Below are 18,648 nucleotides of genomic sequence, written 5' to 3' on the forward strand. Positions count from 1 at the left end.
TCGCGGGAGAATCTCACATGTTACACGGCGAAACCGTCCACAGCCCCCTGCCGCAGGACCTCCCCTGGTGGCAGCCCGATCATTTCGTGTTTTTCAGCGTGCTCTACTTGGTGCTCTTCATCATCGCCTCGGGCATGGGCTATTGCATCTTCAAGGCCTACCAAGACACCAAGAACGCCCCGGCTCACGGCCACCACTAAGTCTTTTCCCGGCCTCGGGATCGCGCCGCCGCCCGGCTTGCCGCCGGGCGGTTTTGTTTGGCGCGGGCGGGGCGTGGACTTTTGCCGGGTGTTTTGAGCCTGTCGAGGCCGGGCCGTGGCCCTGGTTTGGGAAAACGCCTGGCGTTTTTCGAGACGGGGACCGGCGTCGCCCGGGCGGTCGCTGGTTGATCGGCCGGATATTTTTCGAGAAGGCGTAGCTCACCTCTTGACAGGGGGGAGTGCGTCGGCTAAATGAACCTGCTTTACCGCGAGGGAATTTTTCAAAGAGGGGGTGATGTGAATGCCCGGTGTCTACCTTGAGGAGTCCGACAACTTTGACGTGGCCCTGCGCCGCTTCAAGAAGCAGGTCGAAAAATCCGGGATTCTCTCCGAGCTGAAGAAACGTCAGCACTTTGAGAAACCCAGCGTCATGCGCAAGAAGAAGAAGGCCGCCGCTCGTAAGCGGTTGCTCAAGAAAATGCGCAAAATCAACATGATGTAATGAATCTCATAGCCCGTATCGAATCCGACTACCTGGCTTCCATGAAGGCCAGGGACGAGTTGACCCTCGGTGTTCTGCGGATGCTTAAGTCAGCTGCAAAAAACCGTCAGGTCGAGTTGCGACGCCCCTTGACCGAGGACGAGTATTGCGACGTCCTGGCCAAGCAGGCCAAGCAGCGCCGGGAGTCCATCGAACAGTTCGCCAAGGCGAACCGGGCTGATCTTGTCGAAAAAGAGGAGCGGGAGCTGGGCGTATTGCTCGCCTATCTTCCCGCTCCCTTGACCGACGACGAGCTTGCCGCCGCCGTCAACGCCGCCGTGGCCGACCTTGCCGCCGCCTCCATGAAGGACATGGGGAAGGTCGTGCAGGCGGTGCTGGCCGCTCACAAGGGGCGGGTCGACGGCAAGCGGGTCAGCGACGCCGTCAAGGCGCGCCTCGCTTCCTGACCTTCCCGAATCCACATTTTCTTATGGAATCCAGAACTCTCTCGTTGCTGGAGTTTCCGAAGGTTTTGGACCGGTTGGCCGGCTATGCTGCCTCGGAACCGGCCGCTGCCGCCTGTCGGGTGCTTTCGCCCATGGGCGATGCCGCGCGTCTGGCCACGGAACAGCAAAAGCTCGCCGAAGCTCTGGAGCTGCGCCGCGACCGGGCCTTCGAATTCACCGCTTTTCCCGACATTGAGCCACTTTTTGCCGTGCTCGAAAGCGAACGCCGGGTCCTGGACCTCGACGCCCTGGTCGCCCTGTCCCACGTGCTGTCGCGGGTGGCCGCCCTGCGCGAGGCCCTGGGCCGCGAAGAGGGCGACTCCGTCCTTGGCGGTATCGTCCATCGTACGCCCTGGGCCAAGAAGACCCAGGCCGCCCTGGCCCGTTGCCTGGGTCCGGACGGACGCCTCAAGGACGAAAGTTCGCCCGAGCTTTTCTCCGTGCGCCAGGAAATCCGTTCCATTCACCAGACCATCCTGGCCAAGGTCAAGGAGTTCATCTCCGAGCGCGAGATGGGGCCGCTTTTGCAGGACGACTACGTCACCATCTCCTCGGACCGTTACGTCCTGCCGCTTCGAGCCAATTTCAAGGGCCGCCTGCCCGGCGTCATCCACGACTATTCCCAGACCGGGGAGACCATCTACGTGGAGCCCTTTTTCCTGGTGGAGATCAATAACCGCCTCCAGGAACTCAAAAACGAGGAGCGCGAGGCCGAGGCCCGGGTCATGGCCTTTTTGACCGGTCTGGCCCGGGACGAGCGCCGGGAAGTCGGGGCGTCCTACCGCCTGCTCGTCGATTGCGACGTGCTGTGGGCCAAGGCTGCCCTGTGCGACGCCTTTGGCGGCACGCTGCCCGAGATCGCCCAGGGTCGTGCCGTGCGCTTGCTCGCCGCCCGCCATCCGCTGCTGGCCCTGGCCGGCCCGGATGCCGCCGTGGCCCAGGACCTGGAGCTGGCCCCCGACCAGCGGGCGCTCATCGTCACCGGGGCCAACGCCGGCGGCAAGACGGTCTGTTTAAAGACCTTGGGGCTCCTGGCCGCCATGGCCTTGTCGGGGTTGCCCGTGCCGGCCGGAGAGGGCAGCAGCCTGCCCTTTTTCGCCAAGATTTTCGTCTTTCTCGGCGACGAGCAAAGCCTTGAGGACCATTTGTCCACCTTCACGGCCCAGATCCGCCACCTCTCGCGCGTCTGGCCGGACATCGACGCGGACACGCTGGTGCTCCTTGACGAATTCGGGGCCGGCACCGACCCGTCCCAGGGCGCGGCCTTGGCCCAGGCCGTGGTGGACGGTCTTCTTGACCGGGGGGCCTATCTGGCCGCCGCCACCCACTTTCCGGCGCTTAAGGCCTACGGCCTGTCCCGGGAAGGGGTGCGCGCCGCCTGCATGCTCTTTGATCCGGCGACCAAAAAGCCGCTCTACCGCCTGGCTTACGATCAGGTCGGGGCGTCCATTGCCTTGGACGTGGCCCGGGAGCACGGCTTGCCCGAGGACATTTTGGAGCGGGCCAACCGCTATCTGCTCCTGGACGGCAACGACACCGGACTGGTGTTTGACCGCCTCAATGACCTGGCCCTGCGCCGGGAACACGAGCTGGAGGCCCTTGCCGCCAAGCGTCTGGCTGAAGAAGGCAAGATCCAAAAGCTCAAGGACAACTTGAAGAAAGCTCAGGACAAGCTGCTGGAAGAGATCCGTGAGCAGTCCCGCGACATCGTGCGCCGCCACGAGGCCGGACGCCTGGGACGCAAGGAAGCGCAAAAGGCCCTTGCCGATGTTCGCAAAAGACTTATTGATGAAAGCAACGAATTGACCGGAGGCCCCGGGGGTGAGGCCGCGGCTGCGGTTTTCGATCTCGACGCCATTGCTCCTGGTGATTCGGTCCAGGTGACAAGTTGGAACAAAATCGGCGTGGTACGGGAAAAAGACCTTAAGCGCCAAGCCGCCAAGGTCGATATCGGCGGCGTGAGCCTGTGGGTGAACGTGGCCGATCTGGCCCCGGCTGCCGGCAAGCCGGCCAAGGCCGGGGGCGGAACGGTCGTGACTCATGCGGCCTCCGAGGCCAAGGGGCTGGGGTTGGTGGTCGATTTGCGGGGGATGCGAGCCGACGCGGCCGAAAGTGAGCTCTTGGCCTTTGTCGACAACGCGCTGCTGCGCGGGCATGGCGAACTGGAGGTCATCCATGGCCGGGGCACCGGGGCGCTGCGGCGCGAGGTGCACCGGATGCTGAAGGATCATCCCCAGGTCGCGTCCTTTGCCATCGCTCCCGAGGACCGGGGCGGCGACGGAATGACCATGGTGACGCTCAAATAAGCGTCGGCATTTTTTGTCCGCTTTGCCGGCGGGAGCGGACAGCCCTCGGGCGGCCCCGGGCCGCTTGCAACGTTTGTCTGGCCGGGTGCGATGAAAAATGATTCCGGGGCCGTGGCGGCGGTCAAGGCCCGGGCCAACATCGCCGAAATCGTGGGGCGTTACGTGACTCTGCGGCCGGTCGGCAGCCGGCTGGTGGGGCCTTGCCCGTTTCACCAGGAGACCAAAGGATCGTTTAACGTCCATCCAGACAAAGGCTTTTTCCACTGTTTCGGGTGCCAGGCCTCGGGGGACGTCATTGATTTTTTTTGCCGCATAAACGGCCTGGAGTTTCGCGAAGGGCTGGAGCGGCTGGCGGCCGAAGTGGGGGTCGATCTCGGCCGGGCGCGCAACGACCCGCGCGCGGCGGCCAAGAAGCGCGAGCGCGACGCCTGTCTGGCCATGCACGAGCTGGCTGACCGATATTTTCGCCACTTGCTGGGCCAGGGCGAAGGCCGGGTGGCCCGGGAGTATCTGGAAAGGCGCGGTGTCAGCGCCGAGATGATCGAGCGGTTTTCCCTGGGCGTGAGCCCCGAGGGCTGGCAGGGCCTGCAAACCGTGCTGCGCGGCAGGGGCTTTGACGACGATTCGGCCATCATCGCGGGCCTTTTGACCCAGGGCAAGAACGGGCGCACCTGGGACCGTTTTCGCGGCCGGCTCATGTTTCCAATCCGCGACGGCGGCGGCCGGGTCATCGCCTTTGGCGGGCGGGTCATGGGCGAGGGCGATCCGAAGTATTTAAACAGCGCCGAAACCCCCATCTACACCAAGGGGCAGCATCTTTACGGACTTTTCGAGGCCCGGCCGGTCATGGCCAAGACCCGGCGGGCGCTTTTGAGCGAGGGCTATCTCGACGTCATCACCCTGCACCAGTTCGGCTACGGCGAGGCCTGCGGGGTGCTGGGAACGGCCATGACCCATGAGCAGGCGAGGCGCCTAAGCGGGTTCGCCCCCCGGGTCGATCTGGTCTTTGACGGCGACGCGCCCGGCCGCAAGGCGGCCTTGCGGGCGGCCCAGATGCTTTTGACCCTCGGCGGAGCCTGCCGGGTGGTGCCCCTGCCCGACGGCGAGGACGTGGACAGCTTGCTCCATGCCCTGGGGCGCGAGGGCTTCGAGGCCTGTCTGGAGCGGGCCGAGGACGGACTCAATTTCTGTCTGCGCATGGTGCGCGAGACGTATGCCCCCCGGGAGATCGTGGCCTGGGCCGGGGAATTTTTGGGGGGGCTGGCCGACGAGGGCCTGCGGGCGCTTTTCATCCCGCGCGTGGCCTCGGGGCTGGGGCTGGCCGAGGCCGAACTGCGCCGGCTGCTTTCCCGTCCGGCCAAGAGGCCGGCCCCCGGGCCGCGGCCGGGAGAAACGGCCGCGCCGCGCCAGCCGGCCTGGGAGCTGGCCCCGCGCGACGCCCAGATATTGTCGTTTGTCGTGCGTCGGCCGGACTATGCGGCGCATTTGGCCGGGGAAGGGCTGGCCGAGCTCTTGGGCAACGCCGACGCCCGGATGTTTTTCGCCAGACTCGCCGGATTGGTTCCGGACGAGTCTGGGGCGCGCCTGACCGAGCCCGAAACCGCCTTTTGGGCCAAGGCGCAGATGGAACCGCCCGTGTCCGATGCGGACGCGGCGGCGTTTTTCGAGGAACTTTGCGTATTTCTCCATGAGGCGCGGGAGAGCGACCGGCGGCGGGCCGTCATGGACGCCATCCGCCTGGCCCAGCAACGGGGAGACAGCGAAGAAGCCCTGCGGCTTCTCGGGGAACTGCAAGCCCTTTCCGGGAGGGGAGATGAGTAATCTCAAAGAGATCCAACAGATCAAAAGCCTCATCATCAAAGGCAAGCAAAAAGGCTTTCTCACCTTCGACGAGGTGAACAAGGCCCTGCCTTCCGAGGTGAACAACCCCGAGCAGCTCGAAGAGGTCATTGCCATCTTCGATCAGCTCGACATCAACCTCGTGGACACCGACAAGGACGGCCGCAAGATCGAAGTGGCCGCCGCCGAGCCAGACGACGCCCCGGACGCCGATCTGGAACTGACCGAAAGCGAGGATTCCCTCGACTATTCGTCCCGCAGCACCGACCCGGTGCGCATGTATCTGCGCGAGATGGGCGCGGTGCCGCTGCTCGACCGCGAGGGCGAGGTGGTCATCGCCAAGAAGATCGAAAACGGCGAAATGGAAGTCCTCTACGCCCTGGTGGAAGTGCCGGTGGCCGTGGAAGAGCTCGTCCAGGTCGGCGAAGATCTGAAAATCGGCCGCATCAAGCTCAAGGACGTTGTCAAGACCATCGAGGAAGACGATCCCTCCGAGGACGAGATGAACCAGCGCCAGCGGGTCATCTTCCTCCTTGAAGAGGTCAAGACGTCGTTTCGCAAGAAACGCAAGGTCTACTCGAAGTTCGACCAGTGCGCCTGCGTGGACAAACGGGTGGCCGGCATCCAGAAGGAGATCATGGTCTTTAAAGACGAGATCGTGACCCGCCTTCGCGACATCAAGCTCGAGAAAACGCTGATCGACCGCATCATCGAGATCGTTGAGGACTATGTGCGTCAGATGCACAACTGTCAGCGCGACCTCTCGGCCTATATCCTGTCGGTCGGCAAGTCCCAGTCCGAGATCCAGGAGATGTTCGCCCAGCTCGACGCTCGCGACATCAACCCCATGGTCGCGGCGGAGTCCCTGGGGCTGACCGTGGAAGAGCTTTTCTCCTTCAAGGAAATGCTCTCGGCCAAGATGGAGATTCTCGTTCGGCTCCAGGACAAGTGCTGCCACAACGTCCATGAGCTCGAAGAGGTGCTGTGGCGCATCAAGCGCGGCAACAACGCCGCCCAGCGCGCCAAGCAGGAACTGATCCGGGCCAACCTGCGCCTGGTCGTGTCCATCGCCAAGAAGTACACCAATCGCGGTCTGCAGTTTCTCGACCTCATCCAGGAAGGCAACATCGGCCTTATGAAGGCCGTGGACAAGTTCGAGTACCAACGCGGCTACAAGTTCTCGACCTACGCCACCTGGTGGATACGTCAGGCCATCACCCGCGCCATCGCGGACCAGGCCCGCACCATCCGCATCCCGGTGCACATGATCGAAACCATCAACAAGCTGATTCGCACCTCGCGCTATCTGGTCCAGGAGCTCGGCCGCGATCCGACCCCGGAAGAGATCGCCGAGCGCATGGATTATCCGCTGGAGAAGGTCAAAAAGGTCCTCAAGATCGCCAAGGAACCGATATCCCTGGAAACGCCCATCGGCGATGAAGAGGATTCGAGCCTGGGCGACTTCATCGAGGACAAAAAGGCCCTGGCTCCGGCCGAGGAAGTGGTCAACACCAAGCTTGGCGAGCAGATCGGCAAGGTGCTTTCCGATCTGACCCCGCGCGAGGAGCAGGTGCTGCGCAAGCGTTTCGGGCTTGGCGAGAAGTCGGACCACACCCTTGAGGAAGTGGGCAAACTTTTCAACGTCACCCGCGAGCGCATCCGCCAGATCGAGGCCAAGGCCCTGCGCAAGCTGCGTCATCCGGTACGCAGCCAGCATCTGCGGTCGTACTACGAAGGCTAGGCCGCGCTAAGCGCTTCTGCTGCTTTAGAAAACGGTAACGCCCTCCGGCCGTGTGGTCTGAGGGCGTTTTATGTTTAGGCGGCCGATGGACTGGCTGCCTACCGGACCCGGGATCACGGCGACCAAGGCCGCGCAAGACTTGGTCTTTTAGTTGCCGGCGTACTGCCGCAAAAACTGGTCGAGCTGGTTGGCGAACGCCTCCCGGTCCCGGTTGGACAGGGGCGGCGGGCCGCCGGTGACCACCCCCGAGTCGCGCAGCTCCGAGAGCAGCCCCCGCATGGCCAGCTTGCCCTGGATGTTGTCGCGGGTGTAGCGCTCCCCGCGCGGGTTCAGGGCATGGGCGTCCTTGTCCACCACCTGGGCGGCCAGGGGAATGTCGGCTGTAATGACCAGATCGCCGGACGCCACGCGTTCGACGATGACCCCATCAACAACGTCGAAGCCCTGGCCCACCCGCACGGCCGTGATATGGGGCGACTGAGGGAAGCGCAGGGCCTTGTTGGCGACGAGCACCAGGGCAATCCCCCGGCGCATGGCCGCCCGGCACAGGATGTCCTTGATGGGCGTGGGCAGGGCGTCGGCGTCGGCGTAAATTTTCATGGCGTCCTGAAAGTTCGTGAAAAGGTTAGATGATGACGTGGCGCCGGATGTAGGCCACGGCCTCTTCCGGCGTGTCCAGGACCGTAAACAGCTCCATGTCCTCGGCCGAGACAAAGCCCCGTTCCTGAAGCGTGCCCTTGAACCAGTCAATAAGCCCGCCCCAGAAGGCCTTGCCCATGAAGATGATGGGGAAGGGCTTGATGCGCCGGGTCTGGATGAGCACCAGGGCTTCGCTGAGTTCGTCCAGGGTGCCGAAGCCGCCGGGCATGGCGATGTAGGCCATGGCGTATTTGATGAACATGAGCTTGCGGATGAAAAAGTAGCGGTAGTCGCTGCGGATGGTCAGGAACTTGTTGGGCTGCTGCTCCAGCGGCAGGTGGATGTGCAGCCCCACCGACTCGCCGCCGCATTCGTAGGCCCCCTTGTTGGCCGCCTCCATGAGTCCCGGCCCGCCGCCGGTGATGACCGAATAGCCGGCCCGGCACAGCATGTGGGCGAGCTTGGCCGTTTCGGCGTAGAGCGGCTCATCGGGGCCTATCCGGGCCGAGCCGAAGATGGACACGGCTGGTTTCAATTCCCCAAGCTGCTCGAATCCATCAACGATTTCGGCCATGATCTTGAAAAGCCGCCAGGATTCCGACATTGACAGGTCGTTGATCAAGTATTGGCGCGAGGCGGACATGGGCGCTCCTTTGGCTGATTACCGGGCAGGGCCTTTTCAGCGGCGGCCGAACGGGGTACACGGCGTCCTCCGGCAAACAGCTGACCGCCGTTTGCCGGTCTTGCCCGCAAAGGCGCTTATTATCAAGACGCGGCCGGCCTGCCGGCCGCACCCGGAGGCACCATGAAGGTCAAGTTCCTCGGCGCGGCCGGAACCGTCACCGGTTCCTGTCACCTCATCGAGACCGCCACGGCCCGCTTTGCCATCGACTGCGGCATGCACCAGGGCAACGAGGTCATCGAGCGCCGAAACCTCGACACCTCGGTCTACAAGCCCCGCAACATCGACTTCTTCCTGCTCACCCACGCCCATATCGACCACTCGGGGCTTCTGCCGCGCATGGTCAGGACCGGCTTTAGCGGCAAAGTCTATTGCACGCCGCCGACCAAGGAACTGCTCGCCATCATGCTGGAGGACAGCGCCCATATCCAGGAGATGGAAGCCGAATGGGCCAGCCGCAAAAGCCGCCGCCACGGCGGCCGGACCGTGGAAGCCCTCTACACCAAGGCCGACGCCCTGGCCGCCGCCGCCTTGTTGACCCCCGTCCCCTACGGCGAACCCTTTTCGCCGGCCCCGGGCATCACCGCCGTCTACCACGACGCCGGCCATATTCTGGGTTCGGCCTTTATTGAGCTGTCGCTTGACGGCAACGGCAAGCGCACGCGGATGCTGTTCTCCGGCGACCTTGGCCGCCCCGACCAACTGCTTGTCAACGATCCGGACAAGCCGGTGGAGTCCGACTACCTCTTTCTGGAAGGCACCTACGGCGACCGCGACCACAAAAACCCCCAGGACAGCCGCGAGGAGCTGGCCCAGGCCATCCGCGAGAGCTACGCCCGGGGCGGCAAGGTCATCATTCCGGCCTTTGCCGTGGAACGCACCCAGGAAATGCTGTTTTGCCTGCACCTGCTGCTCAAGGAAGGCCGCATCCCGGCCGATCTGCCGGTCTTCGTGGACAGCCCGCTGGCCATCAAGGCCACGGAGATCTTTCGCCGCAACCCGGCCTACCTCGACGCCGAGACCCGGGCCTATTATGATCGGGGCGAAGACCCGCTGTCCCTGCCCAATCTCCGCTTCACCCAGACCACCGACCAGTCGCGCGAGATTAACGAACTCAAAGGCCCGGCCATCGTCATCGCCGCCAGCGGCATGTGCAACGCCGGGCGCGTCAAGCACCACCTGCGCCATAACCTGTGGCGTCCCGAGGCCGGCATCGTTTTCGTCGGCTTCCAGGCCATGGGCACGCCCGGCCGCAAGATCGTGGACGGCGCGAAAATGATCCGCATTCTGGGCGAGGAAGTGGCCGTCAACGCCAAGGTCTACACCATCGGCGGCTTTTCCTCCCACGCCGGCCAGAGCCAGATTCTCGCCTGGCTGTCGCATTTCAAGGTCAACCATCCGCAGGTGTTTCTGGTCCACGGCGAGCAAAAGGCCCTGGAGACCCTGGCCGGGCTTATTCGCCAGCGCTTCGGGGTCAAGGTGCGCATCCCGCAGTACCTTGAGGAATACACGTTGACGCCAGGGACCGAACCGGTCGTGGCCGTGGACGCCGAAAAGGCCCATCCGCACATCGACTGGGAAGTGCTGTTCGCCGAGATGGAAGGGCGGCTCACCCGGCTGCGCGACAAGGCCAAGGATCTGGCCGGGCGTCCGTCCGAGGAACAGGCGGAACTGCGCCAGCGGCTGACCACTCTGGACCGGGAGATGCTGGAGCTGCTCTCGGAAATGTAAGCTTTTGGCTATGGCGCGGTTTCGGGCAGGCCCCGGGGCCGCGCCGTCCATCGACTGGGAGGGCGGCGTGGCTGGCGTCCCGTGCGCGAAATCCGTAAAAAGCCTTTCGGGCCTTGGCTGCTTGGGAGCGGGAAGCGCCCCGCAGGGCGCGGCCCGTTAGTCGGCGGGCGGCTGGCTACTTGAGGCGGTAGGTGATGCGGCCGCGGGTGAGGTCGTAGGGCGAAAGCTCGACCTTGACCCGGTCGCCGGGCAGGATGCGGATGTAGAACTTGCGCATTTTGCCGGAAATGTGGGCCAGCACTTCGTGACCGTTTTCCAGCTCGACGCGGAACATGGCGTTGGGCAGGGCTTCCTGCACCACGCCGTCAACCTCGATGGCGCCTTCTTTGGCCATAAACTGTATCCTCCTGACGGCGCGCCCCATGGACGCGGCCGAATGGTCGCGTTATCGTGAACGGGGTTAGGTAGATGGTTTTTTGGAAAAAGGCAAGGGGCAGGGAGGCTTGCCGTCCGTTCTTGCCGCCTGGCCGCATTTTGGAGTAGAGCCTTGAAAAAAAGGAAGAACCGCCGTGCTGACGCGACCGCAACTCGATAAATACGCCGACGTCCTGGTCTGGGGGCTTTTGACTTCCCGCACCGAACCCTACAAGCCCGGCGACGTGGTGCTCGTCCAATACGAACTGGCCGCCCTGAAACTGGCCGAGGCTGTTTATGCCAAGCTCCTGGAGCGCGGCATCAATCCCGTGCCGCGGCTGGCCCTGACCCCGGCCATGGAAAGCGCCTTTTACGGCAAGGCCGACGAGGCCCAGCTCGTGTTCCAGGCCCCGGGCCAGGCCGAACTCCACGAAAATCTCCACGGGGCCATGCACCTGCTCGGCCCGGACAGTCTGACGCACTTAAGCGGCGTGGACCCCAAGCGCATTGCCGCCGCCGCCGTGGCCCGCAAACCCCTGCGCGACATCCTGGTGCGCCGGGAGGAACGCGGCGAATTCGGCTGGACGCTGTGCCTGTATCCCACGGCCGAGCTGGCCGCCAAGGCCGGCCTGTCGAAAAAGGACTACGCCGCCCAGGTCGTGGCCGCCTGTTTTCTCAAGGACTCGGACCCCGTGGCCCGCTGGCGGGCGCTTTATGAAGAGGTCCGGGAGATCAAGGCCTGGCTTGGCAGCATAAAAGCCGATTATCTGCATGTGGAATCGGCCGGCGTGGACCTCAAGGTGAGCATTGGCGAGCGCCGCCGCTGGCTTGGGCTTTCCGGTCACAACATCCCGAGCTTCGAGATCTTTACCTCGCCCGACTGGCGCGGCATCTCCGGGCGCTATTTCGCCGACCAGCCGTCGTACCGCAGTGGCAATCTCGTCTCCGGCGTGCGCCTGACCTTCAAGGACGGCCAGGTGGCGGAGGTCTCGGCCGAGCAGGGCGAGCAGTTCGTGCGCAAACAGCTGGCCATGGACCCAGGGGCCTCGCGCATCGGCGAATTTTCCCTGACCGACCGGCGCTTTTCGCGCATCGACAAATTCATGGCCAATACGCTGTATGACGAAAACTTCGGCGGACCGAACGGCAACTGCCACGTGGCCGTGGGAAGTTCCTATTCCGATACCTACGACGGCGACCCGGCCAGCCTGGACGCCGCCAAGAAAGCCGAGCTCGGCTTCAACGATTCGGCCCTGCATTGGGATCTCGTCAATACCGAGCCCAAGCGGGTACGCGCCCATCTGGCCGACGGCAGCGACGTGACCATCTACGAAGATGGTCAGTTCACGTATTGACGCGACGGGCGGCCTGCCGTAACGCGGCAGGGGCGCGCCCACGCGGCGCGCAGCCACACGGAAGGGAGCGGGGTATGCGGAAACTGGTGATGCTGACTGTGGCGACGTTCATGCTTTTGGCCGGCCTGGCCCAGGCCGGACCCAAGGCCAACCCCAATATCCGGGGCTGGGAGCGGGGCGGGGCCTACGACAAGTTGTTTGATCCCAAAGAAGCCGACGCCATAAAAGGGCGTGTGGTCAAGATCTACGACATCGTGCCCTTGCCGGGCATGGCCACGGGCGTGGCCTTGCAGGTCGAGGACAAGAAAGATAAAACTTTGGAAATCGTGCATCTTGGTCCCAAGGAATTCGTCGATTTGGGCTCCATTGGCCTCAAGGAAGGCGACCAAGTCAAGGCGGCCGGGGCCTGGGCCGAATTTGACGGCCAGGACGTGCTCATGGCCGTCAAGGTCAAGAAGGGCGACGACGTTCAGCTCAAGGTTCGCCGCACCAAGGACGGTTTCCCGTTCTGGAGCATGACGCCCGAAGAGCGCCAGCGCGAAGCCGGAATGGACGCCGGGGATTAACTTGGCTTTTCTTCAGGCGACGTTCGGCGACGGCGCGGCCAGGACTTGACGGGATTTTTCCGCCGGCCCGCGCATCGGCCTTGCGCTTTACGGCCGCTTTTCGTAAGAATTGCTATAGCGACGCAATTTGCCGCCCAGGCGCGGCCACACTATAAACGGGAGCTTGCCGCATGGAGGAAACCCTCAAGAAACAGGATGCCGAACTCCTCCAACTCGTCACGTTCAGTATTGGCGAGGAGGAATTTGGCGTCGATATCCTCAGCGTGCAGGAGATCATCCGCATGATGGATATCACCAAGGTCCCGCGCGCCCCCGAGTTCGTCGAGGGCGTCATCAACCTGCGGGGCAAGGTCATACCGATCATCGATCTCCGGCGGCGCTTTGGCTTGACCACACGGGACCACGACAAGCATACCCGCATCATCGTCATCGAGATCAACAACATGATCGTCGGGTTTGTGGTCGATTCCGTCTCCGAGGTGCTGCGGATACCCGCCAGCACGGTGGAGCCGCCGCCACCCGTCGTCTCGGGCCTGGAGTCCGAATACATCAGCGGCGTGGGCAAGCTCGAAGATCGTTTGCTCATTCTGCTCGACCTCAACAAGCTGCTTTCCGGCGAAGAACGGGACATGCTCGGTTCCTTCTAAAGCTGGCTCGCCGCTCCAAGTCCGGTTGGACCGGCCCTTGGGGCCGTCCCCGACGGTCGGGTCCCGGACGGCTCGGCGCAATCTGTTACGCGGTTACGGCCGCCGTCATTTACTTGGCGGCGGCCATCCCGTATTTTCTTCACGAGGACCATCTTGTCCCGCACAGCTTCGCCCCTCGCCGAACTCCTCGCCGCCAGCGATTCCGCCTCGGTCTATAAAAGCGGCCCGGCCACCCTGGCCTATCTGGCCGCCGCTGCCCTGGCCCGGGGGCAATCCGCCGTGGTCGTGGCCCCGGGCGTCCACGAACTTTCGCGCATCGCCGCGCTGCTGGACATGCTGGCCCCGCCCTCGCCCGGGACCCTGTGGGGCGCGTCCTACGCCATGCTGCCGTCCTACGCCCCGGGCCGGCCAAGCGGCGCGTTCTGGGCCCGGCGCATGGCCTTTCTGGCCTTTGCCGCCATGGGCAAGGGACCGCGCGTGCTGCTGGTCACCGCCGACAACCTGCTGCCCAAGTGGCCGCCGCCGCGGGCCCTTGAGGGCAACATCTTAAACGTGGCCGTGGGCGAGGAATTGCCCCGGGATCTCATCGCCGAACAGGCCGTGCTGTGGGGCTACAAGCGCTCCCCCATGGTGTCCAGCCCCGGAGAATTCGCCCTTCGCGGCGACATCCTCGACATCTTTCCGCCGGGTTACGAAAGTCCGCTGCGGCTCGAATTTTTTGGCGATGTCCTGGAAGCCGTGCGCCGCTTTGACGCCGGCACCCAGCGCTCCCTGGCCGAACTGCCCGAAGCCTCCCTCCTCCCGGCCGCCCCGGCTGTGCTGTCCGAAACCTTCATGGACGAGGCCCGGACCCTGTGGGAGACCATCGCGGGCACGGGCGAGCTGCACCGGGCCGCCAAGCAACGCCTGGAAACAGCCTTGCAGGTCCGCGACGGCGGCATCTGGCCCGGGCTTTTTTACGAAAAACCGGTGGAACTCTCGGCCTGGTTTCCCCAAGGCGCGGCCTATCTCGTGTGCGACCCCACCAAGGTCAAGGAGCGCCTGGAAGAGGCCGAGCACGCCTGGCGGCGTTTTTTCGAGGCTGAAACCAAGGAGCTTGGCCACCCCTGGCCCAACTCCCGGGTGCTGTGGCCCGAGAACATGGCCCGCAAATCCCTGGTGGCCGGCCGGCGCATTCTCTTTGAGGATCTGGTCATGGGCCGGGGCCGCCATGGTCCGGATCTGCCGGAAAAGGCTCTGGAACGCTTTGGCGACCTTTTCTGGAAGCCCGGCTCGGACAAGCGCCCCTGGACCACCCTGGTCGCCGCCCTCAAGGAATGGAACGGCCACGGCCAGACCATCCTGTCCTTCCACGGCGAGCGGTCCCGCAAGAAATTTCTGCAAATGATCGAGCCTGAAGGGCTGGTCTTTCGCACCGGCTATCATCCGGACGAGACCGGGCTTTTCGCGCTGCTCTCGCCCCTTCGCCACGGCATGGAGCTTTCGTGGCGCGACACCCGCATCCTGGCCGAGGACATCCTGCATCCCGAGTCGGCCAAGGGCGGTTCCGAGCGGGCCGACAAGGACTTCAAGGGCCTGGCCTCCTTTGACGACATCCGTCCCGGCGATCTCGTCGTCCACCGCGACTACGGCGTGGCCGCCTTCGAGGGGCTTACCCGCATGACCGTGGACGCCACCGGCGGCGATTATCTGCTGCTGGTCTTTGCCGACGAGGACAAGCTCTACCTGCCGGCCGACCGTCTGGGCCTGTTGCAACGCTACAAGGGACCCGAAGGCATTTCGCCGCCGCTGGACCGGCTGGGCGGGGCGCGTTGGAAGTCCGTGCGCGAGCGGGCCAAAAAGGCCGTGGAGCGCATCGCCGCCGATCTGGTCGAGATGTACGCCTACCGGCAAGTGGCCAAGGGCTACGCCTACGGCCCCACCAACGAACTGTACCTGGAATTCGAGGCCACCTTCGGCTTCGAGGAAACACCGGACCAGGAACGGGCCATTGGCGAGGTCCTGGCCGACATGGAACGGCCCGAGCCCATGGACCGGCTGGTGTGCGGCGACGTGGGCTTCGGCAAGACCGAAGTGGCCCTGCGGGCCGCCTTCCGGGCGGTGCTCGACGGCAAGCAGGTGGCCATGCTGTGCCCGACCACGGTCCTGGCCGAGCAGCACTACCAGAATTTCGCCGCCCGGCTGGAAGGCTTTCCGGTGCGGGTGGAGATGCTCTCGCGCTTTGTTTCGCCCAAGCGGCGCAAGGTGGTGCTGGAAGCCGTGTCGCGCGGCGAGGTGGACATCCTGGTCGGCACCCACCGCATCCTGTCTTCCGATGTGGCCATCCCCAACATCGGCCTGCTCATTCTCGACGAGGAGCAGCGCTTTGGCGTCAAACACAAGGAACGGCTCAAGGCGTTTAAGAAAAACATCGACGCCCTGACGCTGACGGCCACGCCCATTCCGCGCACCCTGCAGCTGTCCCTTTCCGGCGTGCGCGGCCTGTCCGTCATCGAGACGCCGCCGCCGGACCGCAAGACCGTGGAAACCGCCCTGGTCGAGCGCGACGAGGGTTTCTTGCGCGAGGCGCTGCGCCGCGAACTCGAACGCCAGGGCCAGGTGTTCTGGGTCCACAACCGGGTCCAGGGCCTGGAGGACGTGACCGCCTACGTCAAGACCCTGGCTCCCGGAGCCAAGGTGGCCATGGCCCACGGCCAGATGTCGGAAACCGCCCTGGAAGAGGCCATGCACGGCTTTTGGCACGGCGAGACCGACATTCTCGTGTGCACCTCCATCATCGAATCCGGCCTGGATTTCCCTCGGGCCAACACCTTGATTGTGGACAACGCCCACATGTTCGGCCTGGGCCAGCTCTACCAGTTGCGCGGCCGGGTGGGGCGCTCGCCGCGTCAGGCCTATGCCTACTTCGTGGTGCCCAGCATCGAGAAGGTGCCGGAGCTGGCCCGCAAGCGCCTGCGCGTCATCCTCGACATGGACTACCTCGGGGCCGGCTTCCAGGTGGCCATGGAAGACCTGCGCCTGCGCGGGGCCGGTAACATCCTGGGTGAGGCCCAGTCGGGCCATATCGCCCGCATTGGCCTGGATATGTTCCTGGAAATGCTGGCCGAGGAAGTGCGGCGGCTCAAGGGCGAACCGGTCAAGGAGCGCATCGAGACCGAACTGACCCTGGGCATCGCCGCCCGCATTCCCGAGCGCTACGTGCCCGAGGCTTCCGACCGCCTGCGCCTGTATAAGGCCTTGTCCACGGCCAAGACCGAGGAGCGGCTGGCCGAGATCGCCGCCGAGATGCGCGACCGCTTTGGTCCGCCCCCGGCCGAAGTGGACAATTTCCGGGCCGTTTTGGCCTTCAAGCAGGTGCTCGGACGCCTTGGCGCGACCAAGGCCGAGATCGCGCCCACGCGTCTGACCGTGGCCTTCGAGGCCGAGGGCGCGTCGGTTTCCACTGAACGGCTCGTCGCCTTCGTGGCCGCCCATCCGGCCGTGCGCCTGCTGCCGCCGGGCAAGATCGTGCTGCCCCTTGACGCCGCCTTGCCCGTGCCCGAGGCCATTGCCGTCTGGTCCGGCGAACTGGCCGGGCTTGGCGAAGGGGAGGGGGCATGACAAGGCGGCCTGGCCGGGGCCTGCGTCTGGCGGTCGCGCTGGTCCTGTCTCTTGGCCTTTGGGCCTGCGGCCGCGATACGGCCGACGAGCCGGGCGTGGTGGCCGTGGTCAACGGTTCGCCCATCCGGCTGGCCGAGCTGGAAATGCGAAACGATGTCAGCCGGATCAACCAGCCCACTATCGACAATCCGGCTGTCGAGGACCTGCGCGCCGGCCTTGGGGCGGCCCTGGCCGACGCGGTCGTTGCCCGGCTGGTGCGCCAGGAACTCAAACGTCTGGGCCAGGCTCCCACGCCCGAGGAGCTGGAAAAGGCCGAGGCCGCCGTGCGGGCCGATTATCCGAGCGAAGCTTTCGAGCGTATGTTGCTTGAAGAGCACATTGATCTGGCCCGCTGGCGGGAGATGCTGGCCGATCGGCTGGCTCTGGACAAATTTCGTCAGGATGTGCTGTTGCCCGGCCAGCGGGTGGGCGTGGCCGAGGCGGCCGCCTATTACAAGGAACATCAGGTCGCCTTTGCCCGGCCGGCCATGGTGACGCTTCGCGTGGTGTCCGGCCGGGACGCCGAGGCAGTCAAGGCGGCCTTGGCCGCGGCGCGCAAGGCCGGCCAGGTCGAGGCTTTGCTTGGCGTGGAGGCGGTGATGCCCGAAGCCGGGCTGCCCCAGGCCTGGCGTGACGCCCTGCGCGGCAAAAAGCCCGGCGAGGCGACCTCCCCCCTGGCCATGGGCCGCGAACATGTCGCCTTGGTGCTGGTGGAACGCACGCCCGCCGCCATGCCCGACCCGGCCAAGGCCTACGCCCGGGTCGAAGCCCGGCTCACCGAGGAAAAACTGGCCAAGGCCTTTGATGCCTGGCTGGCCAAGGCGCTCGGTCAGGCGACCATCCGGGTCAATGCCCGGTTGCTGCCGGCCGGGGCCATGCTGGCCCAGGTCGACGGCAAGGACGGCAACGCCGAGCTTGTCGCCGCCAAGGTCCAGGAAGAAGCCAGCGTCTACGTGGCCGGCGCGGCGCGCCGCGCCCTGGCGAACCGCCAGCCGGCGGCCGCCCCCCCTGAAGAGCCGCTTGTTTCCCGCCCGCAGGCCCCCCCCGAGGACAAGACGATCCCCCCGTCCTTTGCGCCCGCGCCACTGGTGCAGGATCAGGGGGGGCGGCCGCTCGCGTCCACGCCGCCTTCCGATGCGACCGAGCCAGTGATTTCCAGCGAGGGTGGCGCGTTGGCGGCCGGGGAGGCGGGGGCAACGGCAGCACCTTCGCCAGCGGCTCCACCCGTTTCGGACGAGATCCGGGTAAGCGAAGGATCGGCAGCCCGGCCCGTGGCCGATGCGGCCAAGCCTGCTCAGATTTCCGGGTTCGCGCCCGCCCGCGACGTCGCCGGACGCGACGAGGCCTCTCAGGTTTCCCCCGAGGTCACGCCCGCCCAGCCGACGCCGGCAGGTACGACCGCTTCGCAACCCGAAGCTCTCCAGCCTGCGGCTACCGCGACTTCGACCGGCAATGCCGCCGGACAACGGGACGCAGCGGCCCTCGGGCAGCCGTCCGGCCCGGTCCCAGGCCCTGGCGAGGTCGAATTCACCGCCGTCAAGGCGAGCTGGATTCTCTACACGGCGGACGACGGCCGGGAAGAGCGGATCTATCTCAAGCCCGGCAAACCGCACCGGGTGACCTATTTACGGCGGCTCACCGTGCGGCTTGGCAGCCCGAGCGAAGTGGCCTACCGTGCCGGCGCAAGGGCCGAAACCGTCGAGGTCGGCAAAAAGGAAAGCCGGGTGCTGGAATTTCCTTAGGCCCGCCCAACGGCGGACGGGCATGATTGCCTGGGGTTGCAAAAACGCGTATACGCCCCGGATGCGTGGCCACGACGCTCTGGGAGGAGATCGGCGTGGTCAGGCGACGCTTCGGGGGCATTGCCGGACGGGCTCGCCGAGTCCGTTGCAGATGGTTGCC

General features: G+C 65.1%; 15 protein-coding genes. 12 read left to right on the top strand and 3 right to left on the bottom strand.

Annotation, left to right across the window (positions count from 1 at the left end; genetic code table 11):
• Nucleotides 1-17 precede the first annotated feature (17 nt).
• The 6 genes from C3Y92_RS10095 (at nucleotide 18) to rpoD (ending at nucleotide 7,073) form a co-directional block, all read left to right on the top strand.
• Nucleotides 18-200 (top strand): hypothetical protein, encoded by a 183-nt coding sequence (locus tag C3Y92_RS10095; RefSeq protein ID WP_006918962.1) that lies wholly within the window; start codon nucleotides 18-20, stop codon nucleotides 198-200.
• Between the two features lie 301 nt (nucleotides 201-501).
• On the top strand, nucleotides 502-702 hold the full coding sequence (gene rpsU, locus C3Y92_RS10100; RefSeq protein WP_006918961.1) for a 30S ribosomal protein S21: 201 nt from the start codon (nucleotides 502-504) through the stop codon (nucleotides 700-702).
• Nucleotides 702-1,148, top strand: a complete 447-nt coding sequence (locus C3Y92_RS10105; RefSeq protein WP_129352178.1) for a GatB/YqeY domain-containing protein — start codon at nucleotides 702-704, stop codon at nucleotides 1,146-1,148. The genes rpsU and C3Y92_RS10105 overlap by 1 nt, the downstream gene beginning before the upstream one ends.
• A 23-nt stretch (nucleotides 1,149-1,171) precedes the next feature.
• Nucleotides 1,172-3,493 (top strand): endonuclease MutS2, encoded by a 2,322-nt coding sequence (locus C3Y92_RS10110; protein WP_129352180.1) that lies wholly within the window; start codon nucleotides 1,172-1,174, stop codon nucleotides 3,491-3,493.
• 90 nt (nucleotides 3,494-3,583) lie between these two features.
• A complete protein-coding gene (gene dnaG, locus C3Y92_RS10115) occupies nucleotides 3,584-5,314 on the top strand; it encodes a DNA primase (protein ID WP_129352182.1) in 1,731 nt (576 codons plus the stop codon).
• Entirely contained in the window at nucleotides 5,307-7,073 is a 1,767-nt protein-coding gene (gene rpoD, locus C3Y92_RS10120; protein ID WP_129352184.1) for an RNA polymerase sigma factor RpoD, read from the top strand. The genes dnaG and rpoD overlap by 8 nt, the downstream gene beginning before the upstream one ends.
• 147 nt (nucleotides 7,074-7,220) lie before the next feature.
• Here the strand turns inward: rpoD and C3Y92_RS10125 are convergent, their stop codons facing one another.
• Together C3Y92_RS10125 and C3Y92_RS10130 are read right to left on the bottom strand one after the other, a co-directional pair.
• The gene (locus tag C3Y92_RS10125; RefSeq protein WP_129352186.1) at nucleotides 7,221-7,673 is read right to left on the bottom strand and encodes a YaiI/YqxD family protein; all 453 of its coding nucleotides are present in this window, start codon (nucleotides 7,671-7,673) and stop codon (nucleotides 7,221-7,223) included.
• A gap of 25 nt (nucleotides 7,674-7,698) precedes the next feature.
• Nucleotides 7,699-8,355: an LOG family protein gene (locus C3Y92_RS10130; protein WP_129352188.1), complete on the bottom strand. Its 657-nt coding sequence runs from the start codon at nucleotides 8,353-8,355 to the stop codon at nucleotides 7,699-7,701.
• 162 nt (nucleotides 8,356-8,517) lie between these two features.
• Between C3Y92_RS10130 and C3Y92_RS10135 the strand changes: the two genes are divergently transcribed.
• Complete coding sequence (locus C3Y92_RS10135; protein ID WP_129352190.1) at nucleotides 8,518-10,125, top strand: MBL fold metallo-hydrolase RNA specificity domain-containing protein; 1,608 nt, start codon at nucleotides 8,518-8,520, stop codon at nucleotides 10,123-10,125.
• A gap of 175 nt (nucleotides 10,126-10,300) precedes the next feature.
• On the opposite strand, the gene infA is transcribed toward C3Y92_RS10135, so the two are convergent.
• Nucleotides 10,301-10,519: a translation initiation factor IF-1 gene (gene infA, locus C3Y92_RS10140; RefSeq protein ID WP_006918952.1), complete on the bottom strand. Its 219-nt coding sequence runs from the start codon at nucleotides 10,517-10,519 to the stop codon at nucleotides 10,301-10,303.
• Between the two features lie 175 nt (nucleotides 10,520-10,694).
• Here infA and C3Y92_RS10145 point away from each other — a divergent pair, with 175 nt between their 5' ends.
• The 5 genes from C3Y92_RS10145 to C3Y92_RS10165 all read left to right on the top strand — a co-directional run bounded on the left by C3Y92_RS10145 (nucleotide 10,695) and on the right by C3Y92_RS10165 (nucleotide 18,488).
• Complete coding sequence (locus tag C3Y92_RS10145) at nucleotides 10,695-11,894, top strand: aminopeptidase (RefSeq protein WP_129352192.1); 1,200 nt, start codon at nucleotides 10,695-10,697, stop codon at nucleotides 11,892-11,894.
• 74 nt (nucleotides 11,895-11,968) lie between these two features.
• Nucleotides 11,969-12,460, top strand: coding sequence for a hypothetical protein (locus C3Y92_RS10150; protein ID WP_129352194.1), 492 nt, complete (start codon nucleotides 11,969-11,971; stop codon nucleotides 12,458-12,460).
• A 170-nt stretch (nucleotides 12,461-12,630) separates the two neighbouring features.
• Complete coding sequence (locus C3Y92_RS10155; protein WP_006918937.1) at nucleotides 12,631-13,107, top strand: chemotaxis protein CheW; 477 nt, start codon at nucleotides 12,631-12,633, stop codon at nucleotides 13,105-13,107.
• Nucleotides 13,108-13,260: 153 nt separating this feature from the next.
• The gene (gene mfd, locus C3Y92_RS10160) at nucleotides 13,261-16,707 is read left to right on the top strand and encodes a transcription-repair coupling factor (protein ID WP_129352196.1); all 3,447 of its coding nucleotides are present in this window, start codon (nucleotides 13,261-13,263) and stop codon (nucleotides 16,705-16,707) included.
• Nucleotides 16,704-18,488: a peptidyl-prolyl cis-trans isomerase gene (locus tag C3Y92_RS10165; protein WP_129352198.1), complete on the top strand. Its 1,785-nt coding sequence runs from the start codon at nucleotides 16,704-16,706 to the stop codon at nucleotides 18,486-18,488. The genes mfd and C3Y92_RS10165 overlap by 4 nt, the downstream gene beginning before the upstream one ends.
• Nucleotides 18,489-18,648: the final 160 nt, after the last annotated feature.

The organism is Solidesulfovibrio carbinolicus (genome assembly GCF_004135975.1).
In the GTDB taxonomy this organism is placed as follows: domain Bacteria; phylum Desulfobacterota; class Desulfovibrionia; order Desulfovibrionales; family Desulfovibrionaceae; genus Solidesulfovibrio; species Solidesulfovibrio carbinolicus.